At 74.2% G+C, this 18006-nt stretch carries 17 protein-coding genes; 5 read left to right on the forward strand and 12 right to left on the reverse strand.

Annotated features, from left to right (window positions below; translation table 11 throughout):
* Window positions 1–26 precede the first annotated feature (26 nt).
* Together ACZ6O2_RS22660 and ACZ6O2_RS22665 are read right to left on the reverse strand one after the other, a co-directional pair.
* Window positions 27–1088: a hypothetical protein gene (locus tag ACZ6O2_RS22660; protein WP_466024164.1), complete on the reverse strand. Its 1062-nt coding sequence runs from the start codon at window positions 1086–1088 to the stop codon at window positions 27–29.
* Window positions 1089–1122: 34 nt separating this feature from the next.
* Window positions 1123–2169, reverse strand: coding sequence for a sensor histidine kinase (locus ACZ6O2_RS22665; protein WP_350705751.1), 1047 nt, complete (start codon window positions 2167–2169; stop codon window positions 1123–1125).
* 480 nt (window positions 2170–2649) lie between these two features.
* Here ACZ6O2_RS22665 and ACZ6O2_RS22670 point away from each other — a divergent pair, with 480 nt between their 5' ends.
* On the forward strand, window positions 2650–3708 hold the full coding sequence (locus tag ACZ6O2_RS22670; RefSeq protein WP_466024165.1) for a GH25 family lysozyme: 1059 nt from the start codon (window positions 2650–2652) through the stop codon (window positions 3706–3708).
* A 106-nt stretch (window positions 3709–3814) separates the two neighbouring features.
* Here ACZ6O2_RS22670 and ACZ6O2_RS22675 read toward each other — a convergent pair whose 3' ends face one another.
* The 4 genes from ACZ6O2_RS22675 to ACZ6O2_RS22690 all read right to left on the reverse strand — a co-directional run bounded on the left by ACZ6O2_RS22675 (window position 3815) and on the right by ACZ6O2_RS22690 (window position 5942).
* Window positions 3815–4405 carry a winged helix-turn-helix domain-containing protein gene (locus tag ACZ6O2_RS22675; protein ID WP_466024166.1) on the reverse strand — a complete coding sequence of 197 codons (591 nt, stop codon included), beginning with the start codon at window positions 4403–4405 and terminating at the stop codon, window positions 3815–3817.
* A 49-nt stretch (window positions 4406–4454) separates the two neighbouring features.
* Window positions 4455–4943: a rhodanese-like domain-containing protein gene (locus tag ACZ6O2_RS22680; protein WP_350705745.1), complete on the reverse strand. Its 489-nt coding sequence runs from the start codon at window positions 4941–4943 to the stop codon at window positions 4455–4457.
* 53 nt (window positions 4944–4996) lie between these two features.
* Window positions 4997–5452 (reverse strand): cysteine dioxygenase, encoded by a 456-nt coding sequence (locus ACZ6O2_RS22685; protein ID WP_466024167.1) that lies wholly within the window; start codon window positions 5450–5452, stop codon window positions 4997–4999.
* 112 nt (window positions 5453–5564) lie between these two features.
* Window positions 5565–5942 carry a cupin domain-containing protein gene (locus tag ACZ6O2_RS22690; RefSeq protein WP_466024168.1) on the reverse strand — a complete coding sequence of 126 codons (378 nt, stop codon included), beginning with the start codon at window positions 5940–5942 and terminating at the stop codon, window positions 5565–5567.
* A gap of 107 nt (window positions 5943–6049) precedes the next feature.
* Between ACZ6O2_RS22690 and ACZ6O2_RS22695 the strand changes: the two genes are divergently transcribed.
* Window positions 6050–6403 carry an ankyrin repeat domain-containing protein gene (locus tag ACZ6O2_RS22695; protein WP_466024218.1) on the forward strand — a complete coding sequence of 118 codons (354 nt, stop codon included), beginning with the start codon at window positions 6050–6052 and terminating at the stop codon, window positions 6401–6403.
* A 45-nt stretch (window positions 6404–6448) separates the two neighbouring features.
* Window positions 6449–7405, forward strand: coding sequence for a DUF3500 domain-containing protein (locus tag ACZ6O2_RS22700; protein ID WP_350705737.1), 957 nt, complete (start codon window positions 6449–6451; stop codon window positions 7403–7405).
* Window positions 7406–7527: 122 nt separating this feature from the next.
* Here the strand turns inward: ACZ6O2_RS22700 and ACZ6O2_RS22705 are convergent, their stop codons facing one another.
* From ACZ6O2_RS22705 to ACZ6O2_RS22730, 6 genes are all read right to left on the reverse strand, one after another.
* On the reverse strand, window positions 7528–8031 hold the full coding sequence (locus ACZ6O2_RS22705) for a DUF2231 domain-containing protein (RefSeq protein ID WP_466024169.1): 504 nt from the start codon (window positions 8029–8031) through the stop codon (window positions 7528–7530).
* A gap of 133 nt (window positions 8032–8164) precedes the next feature.
* The gene (locus tag ACZ6O2_RS22710) at window positions 8165–8905 is read right to left on the reverse strand and encodes a GAF and ANTAR domain-containing protein (protein ID WP_466024170.1); all 741 of its coding nucleotides are present in this window, start codon (window positions 8903–8905) and stop codon (window positions 8165–8167) included.
* Window positions 8906–9089: 184 nt separating this feature from the next.
* Window positions 9090–11381 (reverse strand): accessory Sec system translocase SecA2, encoded by a 2292-nt coding sequence (gene secA2, locus ACZ6O2_RS22715; RefSeq protein WP_350705732.1) that lies wholly within the window; start codon window positions 11379–11381, stop codon window positions 9090–9092.
* 96 nt (window positions 11382–11477) lie between these two features.
* Window positions 11478–13322 (reverse strand): ABC transporter ATP-binding protein, encoded by a 1845-nt coding sequence (locus tag ACZ6O2_RS22720; protein WP_466024171.1) that lies wholly within the window; start codon window positions 13320–13322, stop codon window positions 11478–11480.
* Window positions 13323–13392: 70 nt separating this feature from the next.
* A complete protein-coding gene (locus ACZ6O2_RS22725) occupies window positions 13393–14481 on the reverse strand; it encodes a zinc-dependent alcohol dehydrogenase (RefSeq protein ID WP_466024172.1) in 1089 nt (362 codons plus the stop codon).
* A complete protein-coding gene (locus ACZ6O2_RS22730; protein WP_466024173.1) occupies window positions 14474–15487 on the reverse strand; it encodes a Gfo/Idh/MocA family protein in 1014 nt (337 codons plus the stop codon). The genes ACZ6O2_RS22725 and ACZ6O2_RS22730 overlap by 8 nt, the downstream gene beginning before the upstream one ends.
* 210 nt (window positions 15488–15697) lie before the next feature.
* Between ACZ6O2_RS22730 and ACZ6O2_RS22735 the strand changes: the two genes are divergently transcribed.
* Together ACZ6O2_RS22735 and ACZ6O2_RS22740 are read left to right on the forward strand one after the other, a co-directional pair.
* Entirely contained in the window at window positions 15698–16696 is a 999-nt protein-coding gene (locus ACZ6O2_RS22735) for a glucosyl-3-phosphoglycerate synthase (protein WP_466024174.1), read from the forward strand.
* A gap of 73 nt (window positions 16697–16769) precedes the next feature.
* The gene (locus tag ACZ6O2_RS22740) at window positions 16770–17927 is read left to right on the forward strand and encodes a glycosyltransferase (RefSeq protein WP_466024175.1); all 1158 of its coding nucleotides are present in this window, start codon (window positions 16770–16772) and stop codon (window positions 17925–17927) included.
* Window positions 17928–18006 lie beyond the last annotated feature (79 nt).

The following is an 18006-nucleotide window of genomic DNA, read 5'->3' on the forward strand; positions in this document are numbered from 1 at the left end:
TGGGTGGTCATCGACGATTACGGCGCTCAGCTGCTCCTCGTCTGCCATCTGGACTCCATTCGCACGTACTCGCCATAGGTGTCATAGTCGACTGCGACCTGTGCGGAGGCCGCGGTGACCATGTCGGTGTCGGTGCCGGCATCCGCCATCACGGCAACCCGCACGTCCTCGTGGGTGCGCAGCACACTCACCCGCGCGTGGGACCGCGCCGCCGCCAACGTCGCCACGACCGGGCTGGTGAGTTCCCGACGCACGTCGGGGGGCACCGCCACGGCCGCGCCGCTGACCGCCAGCGACACCTCGATGCCGCGTCGTTCGGCCTCATCGACACAGGCGGTGACCTCGTGCACCAGCGGATCAGGGACCTCGTCGTTCTCGGCGAACAACCTGCGGAGCTGGGTCGCCGCGAGGGAGCACCGTCGTCGGGTGTCGTCGTCGCGGGGGTCCAGCACGCCATCGGCCAGGTCCGCCAGTAGCGGCAGTGTCACACCCAACTGCCCGGCGAAGACGGTGCGCTGTTCCCGTTCCCACTGCTCGACCGCCATCACCCTGGTGATCAGTTGCTCCTGCTCGGCGGCCACCGACATCGCCTGACGGGTGCTGTCGTGCAGCATCCGCGAGATCGGCACGACCGCCAGTTGGATGCTGGCCGTGCCGAACGCGACGATGCCCGCGGCACCGATCCCGGCGCGGTCCGGCATGACCGCCAACAGGAATTGGCCGACGCTCGCCGTCAGATGCACCGCCATGGCGGTGAGCAGCACGGGCACGCGGTCCAGGAGCAGCAGCAACAGATGCCACCCCACCAGGCCGAACGACCAGTCCGGTGTGCCGAAGTGCTGGCCCGGTGGCAGGACTCGGGCGGCACCGGCCGAGGCTGCCAGCGTGACCGCCGTGCCGACCACCACAACGACGGCCGGTATGGGCTTTCGGCGCACCACCCACACACCACAGGCCGCGGTGACGAGCGCCAGTGCCGTGAACGCGGCCACGGCGACCCACCTCGGCTGGTACTCATATTCGACCAGCGGCCGCACGCACAGCCCGAATTGCACGACGCCGGTGACGCACAGCAGCGCGATCCGCATCGTGGGGTGCACGTGGTCGCGCGCGGCTCGGCTCTCAGGCACCGGGCCACACCAGCCGCACCGAGGTCCCCGTACCGGGGCGCGAGGTGACAAGGGCGCTGCCGCCGACCGCGGTCATGCGTTCGACGATCGAGCCGCGAATGCCGCGGCGGGAGTGTGGCACCTCGCCAGGGCAGAACCCCACGCCCGCGTCGTCGACCGCAACGACGACGCGGTCCTCCTCGACGTGGATGCTCAGCGTGGCGTCGTGTACTGCGGCGTGCCGCTCGACGTTGGCCAGCGCTTCGCGTACTGCACGCACCATCGCGAGTGCCGCCGACGCGGGCACCACCGTCCCTTCCCGCCAGCGGACGTCGACGGTCAGTGGAGTTCGATCCACGACGGAGCGCAGCGCGGCATTCAGGTCCACCGGGCTGTCCTGCGAGGCCGGTCCACCCGTAGCGCCGGTGAGCACGGTCAGGTCGTGCCGTGCGTACTCGGCCACCTGCCTGGGGTCGGTGTCCCGGCCGTGCGTCGTCACCAGGAGAAACGTCGCCGAGGCCGTGTCGTGCAGCAACGCGAGGAACTCCCGTTCCTGCGAGTGCCGTGCCACCGCCACCGCCTCGGCCCGCGCCAGCGCTGCCCGGCGTGCCCGCAACACGTCCACGCGCCTGCTGGACCGCTGCAACAACACGAACGCCAGACGCGCCATGACGCACTCGACCAGCAGCCGCAGGCCGACCGCGCTCCCCTCGTCGACGCCCACCATGGCGAAGCCGACCACGAGCAGCCCGGCCGTGACGGGCAGCGACACCCTCGGTGGCCAGTCCCACTGGAGAGTGATCGACGTCGTGGTCAGCGCGTTGAGTGCCCACTGACCGGGCTTTCCATCTGTCCACTCCTGCGTCACGCAGATCGCCGCAACACGCGCCACCGCGAACGCAAGCGCCAGTAGCGCCGCACGCTCGGAGCACCCGGCCTGGCAGTCCACCACGGCACCGACCACCATCAGCCCGAACAGTGCGAACCCTAGCGGCAGGGCATCGCCGGGAACCGTCAGCAGCCCGAAAGCGCTGATGAGCAACAGCACGAATCCACGCATGGGCGCCGCGTACCGGCGTGCTAAGGCCAGGAACTCCGCCTCTACGCTGCCCGGCCCTGAACTCGACGGCATGGCGATCTGTCATGTCCTGCGGCAGGAGCAGGACGCCTGCGGCCGCGTCACAAGACTGCGATCGGCTTCGATAACCACGCGAAGACCCTAACAACGGGGCCCCCTGTTTCACATCGACCGGCGCCGTCGGCGTGATGCAGCTCGACGATCTGTGACGGTGTGTCTGGTGAATGGCTCCCCGCCCTGAGTGGCCGTCGGTCGAACGCACGATGCCTGCCGTTCGCGCCCTGTCTAGGTTCGGGCGGGGGTTCGGCGTCCGGGCAGGGAGTAGCCACCCGGGGTCGGCGTCGGTGGCGCTGCCGCCGCATGAGTTCAGTCAGGCGGACCACGGTGCGGGTGAGCGGCGAATCGCAGCCGGATGCACGTTGGGCCTGAGTTGGCAGGGACCTTTCTCAAGGGAGACTTGACATGACCGCTTTCCTGGGGCGGCTTGCGGTGGCGGCCGCAGTTGCCTTCGTGTTGCCGGTGACCGCCGCGGCGGTGCCGGCCGGCACGGTGTCCGGCATTGACGTTTCCACCTGGCAAGCCGGTATCGACTTCGCCGATGTCCGGGCCGACGGCTACCAGTTCGTGATCGTGAAGGCTGGCGGCTCCCAACTGTCGGAGGGCCCCTACACCGGCTCGCAGTATGCGATCCAGGTGGATGGCGCGCGGGCAGCGGGGCTCAGGATCGGCCACTACTGGCTCGCTGGAGACTTCCAAGCCCCCGTTCAGGCTGCTGACTACTTTGCCGACCACCTGCACGACTATCGGCCTGGTGACGTGATCGCGCTGGACAACGAGGTGCTCGACGACTCGACGAGGCTGTGGAACGACACCGAGGTCGCGACCTTCTTCCAGCGCATGCGCGACCGGATCGGCAACCACGTGCCCTGGCTGTACATGGGTGCGGCAGACCTGCGCTCCGGGACGTGGCCCCGAACGATCGCGGCCGGCGTGAAGCTCTGGGTGGCGTCGTGGGGCGCCAACAACGGCAGCTACCCCGGAGAGCCGAACCTGGGCGGCGCCTACCCGACATGGAGTGCGCACCAGTACAGTTCGTCCGGATCGACCGGCGGTATCGCATCCGTCGATCTGAACGTGGCCAAGCCGAGCGCGTTCGAAATCGTTGACGGCGCACCGGTCGACCCGCCGCCGGACGACCCGCTGCCCAAGACGACCACCGAGCAGGACGGCATCCCCGGCCCGATCTTCTACCAGCGGATGCAGAACTGGCTACGGATCACCTCCGGCTACACCGGCCCGATCGACGGCGTGCCCGGCGTGAACACGTACGCCGCGCTGCAACGAGCCATGCGCAACTACGGCTACACCGGCCCCATCGACGGCATACCGGGACCGAACACCTGGAAAGCGGTGCAGCGACTCGCCTCCGGCTGGGGCTACACCGGCCCGATCGACGGGGTGATGGGACCGAACTCGTGGCGGGGCTTCGCCCGCTTCCTCAACCAGGACCAGTGGGACTAACTTGATCTTCAACCTGCGGCGGCGCACCCGGAGACTCGGGTGCGCCGCGCGGGGGCACCGAACGGCCGGGCTCGCCAGGAGTGCCGAACCCGGTTTCCGGTGCCCGTCAGCGGCTCCGGTCGACCTCGATCCGGGCCTCGTCGGCCAGGCGGTAGCCGACACCGTGGACGGTGGTCACCAGCGGCGTGTCGGCGCCGAACTTGGCGCGCAGCCGGCGGACGTGCACGTCGACGGTGCGGGCCACCGCGTGTTCGTAGCCCCAGACGTTGGCGAGCAGTTGGAGGCGGGTGAATACCTGGCGGGGTCGCTCGGCCAGGAACAGCAGCAGGTCGTACTCGATGCGGGTCAGCGCCACCGCCCGGGAGCCGTGGTGGACGACCCGGGGCCCGGCGAGGATCCGGACCCCGTCGGGGCGCCGGGCGTCCGAGGCCGGGCCGGGGTCCGCGACGGCCGCGGCTCCGCCCGCGACGGCTGGGACCGGGCGGGGCGCCGCCGGCGGGCCATCGGCGGCGGGGCGCACGCGCCCCTCCCCCGACTCGGCGAGTTCGCCGATCAGCTCCAGCAGCCGGGCCAGGCGGGGGCTCAGCGGCCCGGGAGCGACGTCGAGGGTGATGGTGAGGGTCGGTGCGGAGCGCGGGCGGACCGGCCCGGGGCGGCCGGCCGGCTGGGGCCGGGGGGTGAGGGCGACGACGGACATGGAGCCTCCTGGGGACGGCGGTGCCGCCACACCCGGTGGGGCGGGGCGGTCAGGACGGCGCCCGGCCGGCGGTCACCGGGGGCGCGGTAGTGGACGGACGGGGTGGCGGGGTGGGGCCGAGGACGGGCAGGCCGGCGAGCCGCCAGGCGACGAAGCCGCCGACCACGTCGGTGGCGCGGTGCAGCCCGAGGTCCTGCAGGGCGGCGGCGGCCAGCGAGGAGGTGTAGCCCTCCTGGCAGATGACCACCACCGGCAGGTCGTAGCCGACCGCCTGCGGCAGCCGCGCCGGACAGCGCGGGTCGAAGCGCCACTCCAGCACGTTGCGTTCGACCACCAGCGAGCCGGGGACGGTGCCGTGCGCGGCCCGCTGGGCGGCCGGGCGGATGTCGACCAGCAGCGCCCCGCCACGACAGGCCAGGTGCGCCCGCTCGGGATCCAGCCGGTCGAGCCGCGCGCGGGCGGCGGCCAGGATCTCGTCGATGCCCCGGGAGCCCGGCGGCGCCGGGGCCGGACAGGCGTGCGGGTCGGTCTGCGGCATGGTCGTTTCCTCCGGTGGGTGCTGGCGGTCGGTGGCGCGGGACGGTGGGGCGTTCACCAGGCGATCCCGGCCTCGGCCACGTCGGCGCTGCGGAGCCGGCCGTCGGCGAGCAGGTAGCGGGTCATCCGGCGCAGGGCGGGGCGGTAGACGTGGACGCTCACGGCCGGCTCGTCGCCCCGGTTGGTCACCTGGTGCACGTGTCGGGGCCCGAAGCGGCGGCCGGAGCCGGCGGCCAGGTGGTGCGGGCGCAGCCGGCCCCCGCTGACGGTCTCCTCGGTGAGGGCGCCGGCCACGACGAGGAACGCGCCGCCCGAGCCGCCGTGGTCGTGCAGGTCGGTACCCTGCCCGGGCAGCCAGCTCAGCGCCCAGACCTCGTGGTCGGCGGTCCGGGCGAGCCGGGCGTACCACCGGGAGGCCGGGTCGAAGCGCAGCGGCACCGGCCATCCGGCCGGGTCGGCGGCCCACGCTCCGGCGATGGCGAGCAGGTCGGGCTGGCGACGGTCGGTCATGGCGGTCCTTCGGGGTACGGCGACGTGCGGAGCCTCAGCTTAGCCTGCAAACCCTATGGGTTTAGTAGGTAATTCCGTATGCCGGGACACGAGCGTCCACGCGTCGGCACGTTCAGCGCCGGACCGGCGGCTCCACCCGGTAGCCGGGGACCGACGGCCAGCGGACGGTCAGCACGACCGCCTCGCACTCGGCGTACCAGGAGTGGTCCACCCCGCGGCCCCACACCACGAAGTCGCCGGGCTCGCGCAGCACCACCGTCCGGTCCGGCAACTCGACCCGGAAACGCCCGCTGACCAGCACCAGCAGGGCGGTCCGCCGCTCGCCGGTCGCCCATCGGGAGCGCGCCTCACCGGCCGGGTGCACGCCCCACTTGACCTCGACGTCGGTGCTGTGCCGGACGTCGCCGGGCGGCATGAAGTGGCCGAGCAGCCAGCCGGCGTTCGCCGCACCGTCGACGCCCGCGTTGCCCACGTACACCGTGCCGTCCATCGACCCTCCCCAACGCGCCGGCCGAGCAACCTACCAGGCTGCCGCGCGACTAACCTGGACCGGTGAGTGAGGAACTCGACGCCGAGACGCTGGCGTTCGCACACCGGATGTTCGACCTGGCGCGCGACGGCGGCACCGACGAACTGGCCGACTACGTCGACGCGGGGCTGCCGGTCGACCTGACCAACGACAAGGGCGACACCCTGCTGATCCTGGCGGCGTACCACGCCCACCCGGAGACGGTCGCCGCGCTGCTCGCCCGGGGTGCCGACCATGCCGGCACCAACGACCGGGGACAGACGGCGCTGGCCGCCGCGACGTTCCGCAGCAGCGCCGAGGCGGTCCGGGCGCTGCTCGCCGCCGGGGCGGACCCGCACCACGGCAACCCGTCGGCGGTGGAGACGGCCCGCTTCTTCGACCTGCCCGAGATGCTCGCGCTGCTGACGACGCCGGCCGGCTGACGGCGACGGCCCCCGCGCCCGGGTCGGGGCCGGTATACAGAGGCGGTGGAAGATCCGCTGCCCGAGCAGATGCGCACCGCCGGCACGGCGCTGCTGGCCGCGCTGGACGAGCCCGCCCGCGCCCGCGCCGCCCTCCGGTTCGACGACGAGCAGGCCCGGCGCTGGCTGGAGTACCGGCCGCGACCCCGGCCCGGGGTGTGCCTGGCCGACCTGGACCGCGCCGGGCGCAAGGCCGCGCACCGGCTGCTGGCCACCGCGCTGAGCCCACCGGCGTACGCCCAGGCGATGGCGATCGTCGCGCTGGAGGAGGTGCTGGACCGGGCGGAGGGATGGCGCCGGGGCCGACACAGCGGCGACTACTGGGTGGCCGTCTTCGGCGACCCGGCCCGGGACGACGCGTGGGCGTGGCGGCTGGAGGGGCACCACCTCTCGGTGAGCATGACCGTGGTGGCCGACCAGGTCTCCCCCGCGCCGATCTTCCTCGGCGCCAACCCGGCCACCGTCCGGTACGCCGGCCGCCCCGTCTCCCGGCCCCTGGGCGTCGAGGAGGACCTGGGCCGCGCCCTGCTGGACGCCATCGGTCCGGCCGGCCGGGCCGCCGCGATCGTCGCCGACGAGGCGCCCGGCGACATCATCAGCGCCACCCGCGCCCGCGTCGACGCGCCGCTGGAGCCGCTCGGGGTGCCCGCGGACCGGCTCGGTCCCACCGGGCGGGCGCTGCTGGACCAGCTCGTCGCGCTCTACCTGGACCGGCTCCCGCCCGAGCTGGCGATCCGGGAGGCCCGCCGGCTGGCCTCGGGGCAGCTGCACTTCGCCTGGGCCGGCCCGACCCGCCCCGGCCAGCGCCACTACTACCGGGTGCAGGGCGACGACCTGCTGATCGAGTACGACAACACCACCGACGACGGCAACCACGCGCACACCGTGCTGCGCCGCCCGGCCAGCGACTTCGGCGCGGACGTCCTGGCCGCCCACCACGCCGAATCCCACCCGACCCGCTGACCCTCCCCGCCTCGCGATCTCGCACTTCCAGCCCTCGGATCGGGCGGAGTTGCCACCTTCGTCGGGGGCGCCAAGTGCAAGATCGCGGGGGCGGCAGGCAGGGGCGGCGGGGGTGGGATCGGTCAGGGACGGGAGCGGGCCAGGTCGACGGTGGAGCCGGAGACGCCACCCAGCGCGTCGAAGGTGGTCGCCTCGGCCCGGCGGCCCGCGTCGAACAGCCGCACCAGCCGGGCGCCCAGCCGGACGCCGACCGCACCGACGGCCAGGGCCACGACCTCGGTGAGCAGCAGCACGACGCTGGCGCCGCGCTGCGGCGCGTCCGCGCGGACGAGGCAGGACACCAGGAACAGCGCGGCCATCGCCACGTTCACCAGGTTGAAGGTCACCGCCGTGCGCCGGGTCCGGCCGCCCGGCACGTCCCACAGGTCGATCATGCCGGCCACGGCGGCCAGCGCGGCGGCGACCAGGGCCGCCACCGAGCTCCAGTAGCCCACCTCGCCGAGGAAGGCCGGTCCCCCGAGCACGTCGGTCAGGTCGAACACGGCCGCGCTCACGAAGAGCCCGAACGGGAACGTCACCAGCATCGGTTGGATCGGGTGCCCCTGCACCCGAAGCCGGCTCTGCATCGTTCCTCCCCCAGGTCGGCTCACCCCACGAATCCAGAGTGCTACCCGGGCGCTCCCAGGGCGAAACGACACGCGCCCCATCGGCCCCGGATGTCACGGCTGGGAGGGCCGGCGGACGGGGCGGCGACGGGGCTCAGGTGCCCCGGGGACGCGACACGGTGCTGACCAGCCGGTCGGCCACCTCGCGCAGCGGGATGTCCAGCGACGACGCGGCGCTGCGCAGCACGTCGAGAGCCTCCTCGGCCGGGCAGCCGCGCTGGGTCATGATGACCCCGATCGCCTGCCCCACCACGCCGTCGCCGAGCAGCGACGAGTCCAGCTCCCCGGCCCGGGCCGCCCGGCGCGCCCGGTCGCGGACCGCCGCGAGGAGCAGCCCGGCGTGCTCGGCGAGCAGCATCGCGGTGAGCTGGTGCCCGGGGGTGAGCAGGTCGGCCGCGCCGGCGTAGAGGTTGATCGCCCCGATCACCTGCTCGTCGACGTCCACGGGGGCGGAGATCACCCCGTGCACGCCCAGCTCCCGCGCGCGGGGCGTCCAGGCCGGCCAGCGCGGCTCGCGGCCCAGGTGCTCGGAGAGGATCATCTCCCGCCGCCGGATCGCGTCCATGGCCGGCGAGTCCGGGCCGTGCCGCAGGTCGTCCAGCCCTGCCAGCCGCTCGTCGGAGGCGGCCACGCCGGCCGGCTCCCCGGCCCGCAGCGCGGTGAAGCCGCACCAGCTCACGCCGTCCACCGCGTCCCGGCCGATGCGCACCAGCGCCGCCAGCGCCTCGTCGAAGTCGTCGACGGCGATCAGCCCGGCCGTCAGCTCCCGCAGCAGGGCGGCCGTCTCCAGGACGCCGAGCCGCTCCACCGCCGGGTCCCGCATCTCCAGGTTCACCGCGGCACAGCCTCCACCGACCCCGCGCCTGCCCCCGCGCGCCCGACCGGCGCCGTCACCCGTTCCATCTTCTGATCTCTCCCGACTCTTCGGACCCGCCCTACTACCCTCGCAAACCGGGGTCGAAACGGCGCAAAAGGGGGCCCCTTCCGGCGCCGCGTGGCGCGGAAGGGGCCCCGACGCGTCAGCGGGAGCCGGCGCTGAGCCGTCGACCCACGGAAGCGATCAACCGGTCCAGCTCGGAGCCGAACGGGTTGTCGTGGACCAGGTACGTCCAGGTGGCGCTCGGCCGCACGAGCTTCGCCTCGTCCGGCTCCCAGTCCTCGCCGAACTCCGTCTCCTCGAAGGTCGCGATGGTCCGCTTCTCGATCTCCGGGATCAGGTTGTTGAACGCCGGCACCGCCGCCCGGTGGAACTCGTCCAGCGGGTCGAGCCGGCCGAGCGCCCGCAGGTGCACGCCCTCGCGCACCTCGGACAGCTCGGCGAGGTGCTCCGCCCAGAGCCGGTCGAGGTGGTAGAGGGCGATCGACCGGGCGACCCGGGCGAGCAGGTCCTCGTCCATCTCCTCGGCCTTCTCCGGCACCCGGTCCAGCAGCATCAGCGCCGCCACGTCGCTGGTCAGCAGCCGCTCCCGCCGCTCGGCGAGGGCCTTGCGCTGCTGCTCGATGACCACGCTGTAGCGCCAGGTGTTGCGGTGGATCTCGTGGTTGACGCCCTCGGCGACCCGCTGGGCGTGCTCGACGGCGTAGTCGACCTGCTCGTCGGTTACCAGGCCGTCGGCGTTCATCCGGGGCGACGCCGGGACGGCGTCGCCGGCGTGCCGGACGACCAGGTCGTCCTCGAGGCTGACGAAGAAGACCGAGCCACCCGGGTCGCCCTGGCGGCCGGCCCGGCCGCGCAGCTGGTCGTCGACCCGCCGGCTGTCGTGCCGGCCGCTGCCGATCACGTAGAGGCCGCCCAGCTCGGCGACCCGCTCCCGGTCGGCCTGGTCGCTACCGCCGAGCCGGATGTCCACGCCCCGGCCGGCCATCTGGGTGGAGACGGTCACCGCGCCGTACGCGCCGGCCTCGGCGATGATCGCCGCCTCCTCGTCGTCGTTCTTGGCGTTGAGCACCACACAGGGCACCCCGGCGGCGTTCAGGCCGGCCGCCAGCCCCTCGGACTCCTTCACGTCCAACGTGCCGACCAGCACCGGCCGCCCCGCCGAGTGGCAGCGCGTGATCTCGTCGATCAGCGCCTCCTCCTTCTCGGCGCGGGTGGCGTAGATCCGGTCCGGCTCGTCCTCGCGGACGCACGGGGTGTTCGGCGGGATCACCGCCACCTCGAGGCCGAAGAACTCCCGGAGCTGGTCGCCCACCAGCACCGCGGTCGCCGTCATGCCGCACACCGTCGGGTAGAGCGCGATGTACGCCTGCACGGCGATGGTGCCGAGCACCTCGCCCTCGGCGGTGGCGTCCAGGCCCTCCTTGGCCTCCACCGCCGCCTGGAGCCCGTCCGGCCAGCGGCGGCGCTGGGCCACCCGGCCGCGCATCTCGTCGATCAGCTCGACGGTGCCGTCGCGGACGATGTAGTCGACGTCGCGGTGCAGCAGGGCGTGCGCGTGCAGCGCCACGTTCACCGCGGAGAGCTGCGCGACGTGCTCCTCGTCGTACAGGTCGATGCCGAGCTTGGCCTCCACGGCGGCCAGGCCGGCAGCGGTGAAGGCCACGCTGCGGCCGTCCTCGGCGACCGTGTAGTGCTTGCCCTTGCGCAGGCCGCGCATCAGGGCGGCGGCCGCGTGCACCGGGTCCTGCTCGCCGGCGACCGCGCCGGCGAGGACCATCGGCACCCGGGCCTCGTCGATGAGGATCGAGTCGGCCTCGTCGACGATCGCCGTGCGCAGCGGCGGCTGCACCCGGTCGTCGATGTCGGTCACGAGCTGGTCGCGCAGGTAGTCGAAGCCGGCCTCGCTGACGGAGACGTAGGTGACGTCGCAGGCGTACGCGTCGCGCCGCTCCTGGGGGGTGGATGCCTCGTTGACCCAGCCGACGGTCAGGCCGAGCAGGGTGTAGACGGGCTCCATCCACTGGGCGTCGCGGCGGGCCAGGTAGTCGTTGACGGTGAGCACGTGCACCGGGCCGTTGCCGAGCCGCACGTGCCCGTACGCGGCGACGGTAGCGGTGAGCGTCTTGCCCTCACCGGTGGCCATCTCGGCGACCTTGCCCGAGAGCAGCGCCATGGCGCCGAGCAGCTGCACGTCGTACGGCCGCTGGTCGATGCCGCGGCGGGCGGCCTCCCGGCCGATCGCGCAGATCTCCTCGTAGCCCGTGGCCGTGCCGGCGGCCTCGGTCAGCTCGGCGTCGTCGAGGGCCGACAGCTTCTCCTCGCGCGCCTCGATGGCCGGCAGCAGCTTCTCCAGCGGCCCCAGGTCGACCGTCGTCCCCGGGCGCTGGAGGAACCGCCGGAACCTGCTCTTCAAGCGTTGCGACACACCCATGAGCGGCAACGGTACGCGACCGGACCGGGTAGCGGCGGCCCGCCCGGCGCGGCGCCGCGTGGGTGTCGCCGCCGGGCGGGTCGGACCGCCGGCCGCTCAGGTCACCAGGAGCTGGTGGGCGGCCAGCTCGCGGTAGAGCGGGCTGGTCACGGTCAGCTCGTCGTGGGTGCCGGTGGCGGCCACCCGCCCGCCGTCGAGCACCACGATCTGGTCGGCGTCGACGACCGTGGAGAGCCGGTGCGCCACGATCAACAAGGTCCGCCGGACGGCCACCGCGTCGATGGCCCGGCGCAGCGCGGCCTCGTTGCGGGCGTCGAGGTTGCTGGTCGGCTCGTCGAGCAGCAGCACCGGCGGCCCGGCCAGCAGGGCCCGGGCGATCGCCAGCCGCTGCCGCTCGCCGCCGGAGAGCAGCACCCCGCCCTCGCCCACCTGCACGGCCAGCCCCTCCGGGGCCCGCTCGGCGAGATGACCGAGGTTGACCTCGTCGAGCACCGCGCGCAGCCGGTCGTCGGTGGCGTCCGGCGCACTGATCAGCAGGTTCTCCCGGAGCGTGCCGGCGAGCACCGGCGCGGACTGCTCGACATAGCCGAGGCGGGCGCGCAGCGCGTCGCGGGGCAGGTCGCGCACGTCCACCCCGTCCAGCCGCAGGGTGCCCCCGGTCACGTCGTAGAAGCGCTCGACCAGGGCCAGCAGCGTCGACTTGCCGGCGCCGGAGGGGCCGACGAGTGCCGTGCGGGTGCCGGCCGGCACGGTGAAGCTGACCCCGCGCAGCACCGGCGGGCCGCCCGGGTAGTGGAAGTCGACCCGGTCGAACTCGACCGCCGCCGGTGCCCCGTCGGCGGTGCTCGGCCAGGTCGGGGCGGCGGCGTGACGCACGGGCGCGGGGCGGTCGGCCGCGCCCTCCACCGGCACCGCGAGCACCTCCTCGATCCGCTGCAACGCGCCCAGCCCGGTCTGCAACTGGGCGTAGGCGTGCACCGCCTGGCCGAGCGGCAGCACCAGGAAGAACAGCAGCATCACGAACGCGACCAGGTCACCCACGGTGATCACACCGGCTGCCACCCGCGCCCCGCCCACGCCCAGCACCAGCAGGAACGCGCCCTGGATCGTGACCGTGCTCACCGGGCCGACGAACGCCTGCACCCGGGCCACCCGCAGCCCCGCCGCGTACGCCTGCGCCGCGCTGGCGCCGACCGTGTCGGCCTCGCGCCGCTCCGCCCGGGCCGCGCGGATCGTCCGGACGGCGGAGATCGCCCGCTCCACCGCCGAGGTCATCTCCCCGATGCGCTCCTGGGCGGTCCGGGCCAGGTCGCGCATCCGGTGCGCGAAGGCGACCGCGAAGCCGACCCCGGCGGCCACCCCGAGCAGGGTCACCCCGAACAGCACCGGGTCGAGCAGCACCATCGCGCCGGCCGCGCCCAGCACCATCACCGCGCCGGTGACCACCTCGAACAGCCCGGAGGTGACCACCGCCCGCAGCAGCGTGGTGTCCGAGCCGACCCGGGACAACAGGTCGCCGGTGCGGCGGCGGTCGTACTCGGCGATCGGCAGCCGCAGCAGGTGCCCGGCCAGCCGCCGCCGGGTGCCCAGCACGACGCCCTCGGCGGTGCGTTGCAGCAGGTAGTCCCGCAGCCCGCCGAGCGCCGCGGCCCCCAGCACCAGGGCGACCAGCACCACCACCAGGCCGGCCACCGGCCGGGCCGCGGACACGCCGTCGAGCACCGCGCGGGTGAGCAGCGGCTGCGCCAGCGACGCCGCCGCCCCGGCCAGCGACAGCGCGGCCACCACGGCGAGGGTGCCGCGGTGGGCGCGCAGGTACGGCAGCAGGGCGGCGAGGCCGACCCGACGCTCCCCGGGGGCGGTGGCGGGGTCGCCGGCGGGAGCCTCGGCGGCGGGAGCAGCGGCGGCGGGGGCGTCGGCGGCGGGGGCGTCGGCGGTCACGACGCGGTCCTGGCGGTCATGCCCGCCAACGGTAACCGGCCCCGGCATCCGCCCCGGCCGGACGCGGATGTCAGACGGTCAGCACCACCTGGAGCTCCTGCCGGCGCCGCTCGGCCAGGTCGGTCAGCAGCGTCGGCGCCTCCTCGAACGGCACCACCGCCGACACCAGGTGCTTGCGGACCACGTCCCCGTACGCCCGCAACAGGTCGATCGTCTCGGCGGAGAGGCGCTCGCGGTCCCAGGTGGGGGCGAGCCCGCGCGGCACCCGGCCGATCTGCGCGCAGCGCAGCGACAGTCCGTTGTGGTGGAACTCCTCGCCGAGCCGCACCGCGTCCGCGCCGGCCTGGTAGAAGGCCAGGTCGACGACGGTGCCCTGGGGGCGCAGCAGGCGCAGCGCGAGCTGCAACGCCCACGCCTGCCCCCGGCACTGGAACACCACGTCGGCGCCCCGGTCGCCGGGGCCGTGCGCCCAGCGGGTCTTGAGGACCACGGCCGGGTCGTCGGCCTCCGGGTCGAGGCTCTCCAGGCCGAGCGCCTCGGCGACGGCCCGCCGCTGCGGGGTCGGGTCGAGCACCACCACCGAGGCGGCGCCGTGCCGCCTGGCGAACAGGGCGGTGAGCAGGGCCACCACCCCGCTGCCGACGACAGCCACGCGGCGGCCCCGGACGCCGTCGCCCAGCGACCGCACGTCGGCGCCGTGCAGGTCGGCGGCGGCGTGCAGCACCCCGTTGGCGCAGATCGGCCCCATGTGCGCCACGTAGACCCCGAGCAGCGGGTCGAGGTCGTCGGGCAGCGGCACGAACCGCTCGGCGACCGGGTCGGCGACCCAGCCGGTGCGGTGGCCGTACGTCATCGCGCCGACGGTGCCCACGGCGACTGCCGGGGTGCGGCTCTCCACGACCCGACCGACCTGCATGTAGCCCAGCCGGGTCACCGGGTAGGGCGTGCTCGCCCCGCCCGCCTGGAACAGGCCGAGGTCGGCGTTCCAGGTGACGTGCAGGTAGGGGTTGGTGCCCTTGACGTAGCTCAGCTCGGTGCCGGCGGAGACACCGCTGAACAGCGTCTCGACCCGGAACGTGCCGTCGGTCAGCTCGGCGGCGTCCTGCTCGACCAGTTCCACCCGGCCCGGGCCGCTGACCACCACCACCTTGTCACGCATCGACGGTCACCCCCGTGGCGAGCGGCGCGGCGGCCGGGCGGTCCAGGCGTACGGTCCGGCCGGTGCGGGCGGAGTCGGCCACCGCGAGGGCGAGCCGCTGGGTGCCGAGCGCCTCGGCGTACGGGACGCGGACGTCGTCGCCGACCCCGCGGACCGCGTCGACGAAGGCCCGGTCGACGGCCACCCGGGCGGCGTCGGGGTCGGCGTCGAAGCGACGTTCGCCGTCGGCGTCGGCGTCGCAGACCACCAGGCTGTCCTCGGTGAGCGACAGGGCCATCCCGTCGGCGAGGATCTCCAGCCCGGCGCGGTGCTTCCAGCCGAGCACGCAGGCGGCGGTCAGCGTGCCCACCGCCCCGTTGGCGAAGCGCAGCGCCGCCGTGGTCACCGAATCGATGTCGGCGCCGTCGACCGGCGGCGGCGTGCCGTTGCCGTACGCGGTGACCTCGGTCGCCTCCCCGACCAGCGTCCGGACCAGGTCCAGCACGTGGGCGGCCTGCTCCACCACCGGGCCGCCGGAGCGGTCCCGGCTGCACCACCAGGCGACCGGGGGCACCTTGTCCCACCACGCCCCGCTGACCATCCGCACCGGACGACCGGCGAGCAGCTCCCGTGCCTGCCGCACCACCGGCAGGTACCGCCAGTGGTGCCCGACGCCGGTGAGCAGCCCCCGGCGGGCCACCAGGTCGGCGATCCGCTCGGCCGTCGCCAGGTCGACCGCGACGGGCTTCTCCACGAACATCGGCACCCCGGCCGCGATCACCAGTTCCTCCGCCGGCCCGTGCGCGAACGGCGGCACGCAGACGTACACCGCGTCCGGCCCGGCGGCCAGCAGTTCCTCCACGTCGTCGAACGTCCGGGCCCCGTGCGCGCCGGCCAACTCCGCCGCCGCCTCCTGCACCACGTCGGTCACCCCGAGCAGTTCCACGTCCGCGAAGCCGCCGAGCACCCGGGCGTGGCGCTGCGCCACCCCGCCGGCCCCTACCAGTCCCACCCGGCACGTGCGCATGTGAAAGCCCTTCCGCCACGGTTTCGCGTTCCGTCGAGTGCACTCCCCCCGCGTGGGCGCAATCAAACGTTCACCAGGGGGGAACCCGACCGCGTGACCTCCGTGATCAAGCTGTTAGGCATGCTGCGGTTAGCGCGAGCGCAGTAGTGGGAAAAACAGAACGGGTTTTTCCGCCACGATCAGGGGGTGCCTGTGCGGAATACGGAGACGATGGTTTCACCGGTGGTGGAGGCCTGGGCCACCTACCGCACCACGTCCGCGGCCGACTGGCCGGCGCGGCGGCTGCTGCGCGCGAAGGGCGACAGCAGGGTCAGCGTGGTCCTGCCGGCCCGCAACGAGGAGGCGACGGTCGGCGCGATCGTGTCGACGATCCGGGAGCACCTGATGGACCGGGTGGCCCTGGTCGACGAACTGATCGTGGTGGACTCGCGCTCCACCGACCGCACGGCGCAGGTGGCCCGCGCCGCCGGCGCGGAGGTGGTCGGTCAGGACGCGATGACCCGGGGGCTGCCCCGGCTCACCGGCAAGGGCGACGCGCTCTGGGCCGGACTGGCCGCGGCCGAGGGGGACGTCGTCGCGTTCGTCGACGCCGACCTGCGGGAGTTCCGCCCCCACTTCGTGACGGGGCTGATCGGCCCGCTACTGACCGACCCGTCGGTCGACTTCGTCAAGGGCTTCTACCACCGCCCGCTGGTCGGGACGACCGGTGTGGAGGCCGACGGCGGGGGCCGGGTGACGGAACTGGTGGCCCGGCCGATGCTCAACCTGTTCTGGCCGGAGCTGGCGGGCTTCGTCCAGCCGCTCGCCGGTGAGTACGCCGGCCGCCGGGAGGTGCTGGAGCGGGTGCCGTTCGTCTCCGGCTACGGGGTGGAGACGGCGATGCTGATCGACCTGCTCGACCTCGTCGGGCTGGACGCGCTGGCCCAGGTGGACCTGGGCGAGCGCAAGCACCGCCACCAGGACACCGCCGCGCTGGGCCGGATGTCGGCCCAGATCATGCTCACCGCCTGGTCGCGGTTGCAGCGACGCGGCTGGGCGGCCCCGGGCGCGATGCCCGCCGCCCTGCTGACCCAGTTCCGGCGCGGCGGCTCCGACGCGCTGCCCAACCTGGACCGGGAGATCGTCGTCAGCGACGTCTCCATCGAGGAGCGACCGCCCCTGGCGGAGCTGCGGCACCGGATCCCCCGCCGACGGGTGGCCGCGGCGTGACCGCCCGGCCGCAGAACGCAGGTGACCGGTCGCGGACGGCCCAGGGCCCCGCCGAGGGAAGGAACCCCGCACGATGAGCCTCACCGTCCTGATGAACGCCGGTCCGTGGCTGTCCGTGCCGCCGCCCGGCTACGGCGGCATCGAGAACGTGATCGCGACGCTGGTGCCGGAGCTGCGCCGCCTCGGCGTACGGGTGGTGCTCGCGTCGGTCGACAGCAGCACCCTGCCGGTCGACGAGAAGCTGTCCGTCTTTCCCGACGGGCAGTTCCACTCGCTGCAACGGCCGTACAACCAGGTCTGCGGCATCTCCCAGGCGCACCTGAACGGGGTGGTGCGCGCGCTGCACTCCCGCGACGACATCGACCTGGTGCACGACCACGTGGAGGCGGTGGGCCTGGCCACCCTCGCCGCGATGGGCCCGGACGCCCCGCCGGCGCTGCACACGCTGCACTGGGACCTGGCCAAGCACCCGGCGCTCTACGGCAACCTGGACGGCGGCGACCGGGTGCGGGTCAACGGGGTGTCCGCCTCGCAACTGGCCCGCGCGCCCCGGGCGCTGCGGGAGCACTCCGTGGGGCACGTGCACCTGTCGACCCCCCTCGCCGTCGACGCCGACCGGCGGCCGGCCGCGGACAAGGGCGACTACCTGGTCGTCCTGGGCCGGATCAACCCCGGCAAGGGCCAGGACCTGGGGGCCCGCCTCGCGCACCGGGTGGGGGTACCGCTGGTGCTCGCCGGGCCCGTCGGGCCGTACCACCGGCCGGAGGACCTGGCTGCCGCCGGGGACGAGGCACGACAGAACCCGGACGTCCGGTTCTTCTACGACGAGGTGGCGCCGCACGTCGACGGCGACCTGGTCCGCTGGGTGGGCACCGTGGCCGGGCAGGAGCGCGACGACCTGCTGGCGGGCGCCCGCGCCTCGCTGTTCCCGCTGCGCTGGGAGGAGCCGGGCGGCACGGCGGTGGTCGAGTCGCTGGCCCTGGGCACGCCGGTGGTGGCGACGGCGCGGGGCTGCCTGCCCGAGCTGATCGAGCACGGCCGCACCGGCCTGCTCACCACCGACGAGGACGAGTTGGCCGACCTGCTGCTGGCCGCCAGCCTCCTCGACCCCGACGAGTGCCGGCGCGAGGCCGCGGCGCGCTTCACCCCCGCCGTGATGGCGGAGCAGTACGTGGGCCTCTACGAACGGGTCCGCCAGCTCGCCGCCGCACCACGGCTGCAACCGGTCTGATCCCACGCTCCGTGCCCGGGGCCGGGCCGCCTGGCAGGCGGGCCGGCCCCGGCGTCGCGTGCCCGGGCCGCCGGAGGGC

Source organism: Micromonospora sp. NPDC048040 (assembly GCF_055587185.1).

Coding starts and splice junctions, on each gene's coding strand:
- ACZ6O2_RS22705 (WP_466024169.1), bottom strand. CDS start 8,031: ATGCAGAGCCGGCTTCGGGTGCAGGGGCACCCGATCCAACCGATGCTG.
- ACZ6O2_RS22725 (WP_466024172.1), bottom strand. CDS start 14,481: ATGCGTGACAAGGTGGTGGTGGTCAGCGGCCCGGGCCGGGTGGAACTG.
- ACZ6O2_RS22740 (WP_466024175.1), top strand. CDS start 16,770: ATGAGCCTCACCGTCCTGATGAACGCCGGTCCGTGGCTGTCCGTGCCG.
- ACZ6O2_RS22675 (WP_466024166.1), bottom strand. CDS start 4,405: ATGTCCGTCGTCGCCCTCACCCCCCGGCCCCAGCCGGCCGGCCGCCCC.
- secA2 (WP_350705732.1), bottom strand. CDS start 11,381: ATGGGTGTGTCGCAACGCTTGAAGAGCAGGTTCCGGCGGTTCCTCCAG.
- ACZ6O2_RS22670 (WP_466024165.1), top strand. CDS start 2,650: ATGACCGCTTTCCTGGGGCGGCTTGCGGTGGCGGCCGCAGTTGCCTTC.
- ACZ6O2_RS22690 (WP_466024168.1), bottom strand. CDS start 5,942: ATGGACGGCACGGTGTACGTGGGCAACGCGGGCGTCGACGGTGCGGCG.
- ACZ6O2_RS22680 (WP_350705745.1), bottom strand. CDS start 4,943: ATGCCGCAGACCGACCCGCACGCCTGTCCGGCCCCGGCGCCGCCGGGC.
- ACZ6O2_RS22695 (WP_466024218.1), top strand. CDS start 6,050: ATGTTCGACCTGGCGCGCGACGGCGGCACCGACGAACTGGCCGACTAC.
- ACZ6O2_RS22685 (WP_466024167.1), bottom strand. CDS start 5,452: ATGACCGACCGTCGCCAGCCCGACCTGCTCGCCATCGCCGGAGCGTGG.
- ACZ6O2_RS22660 (WP_466024164.1), bottom strand. CDS start 1,088: ATGCGGATCGCGCTGCTGTGCGTCACCGGCGTCGTGCAATTCGGGCTG.
- ACZ6O2_RS22730 (WP_466024173.1), bottom strand. CDS start 15,487: ATGCGCACGTGCCGGGTGGGACTGGTAGGGGCCGGCGGGGTGGCGCAG.
- ACZ6O2_RS22735 (WP_466024174.1), top strand. CDS start 15,698: ATGGTTTCACCGGTGGTGGAGGCCTGGGCCACCTACCGCACCACGTCC.
- ACZ6O2_RS22665 (WP_350705751.1), bottom strand. CDS start 2,169: ATGCGTGGATTCGTGCTGTTGCTCATCAGCGCTTTCGGGCTGCTGACG.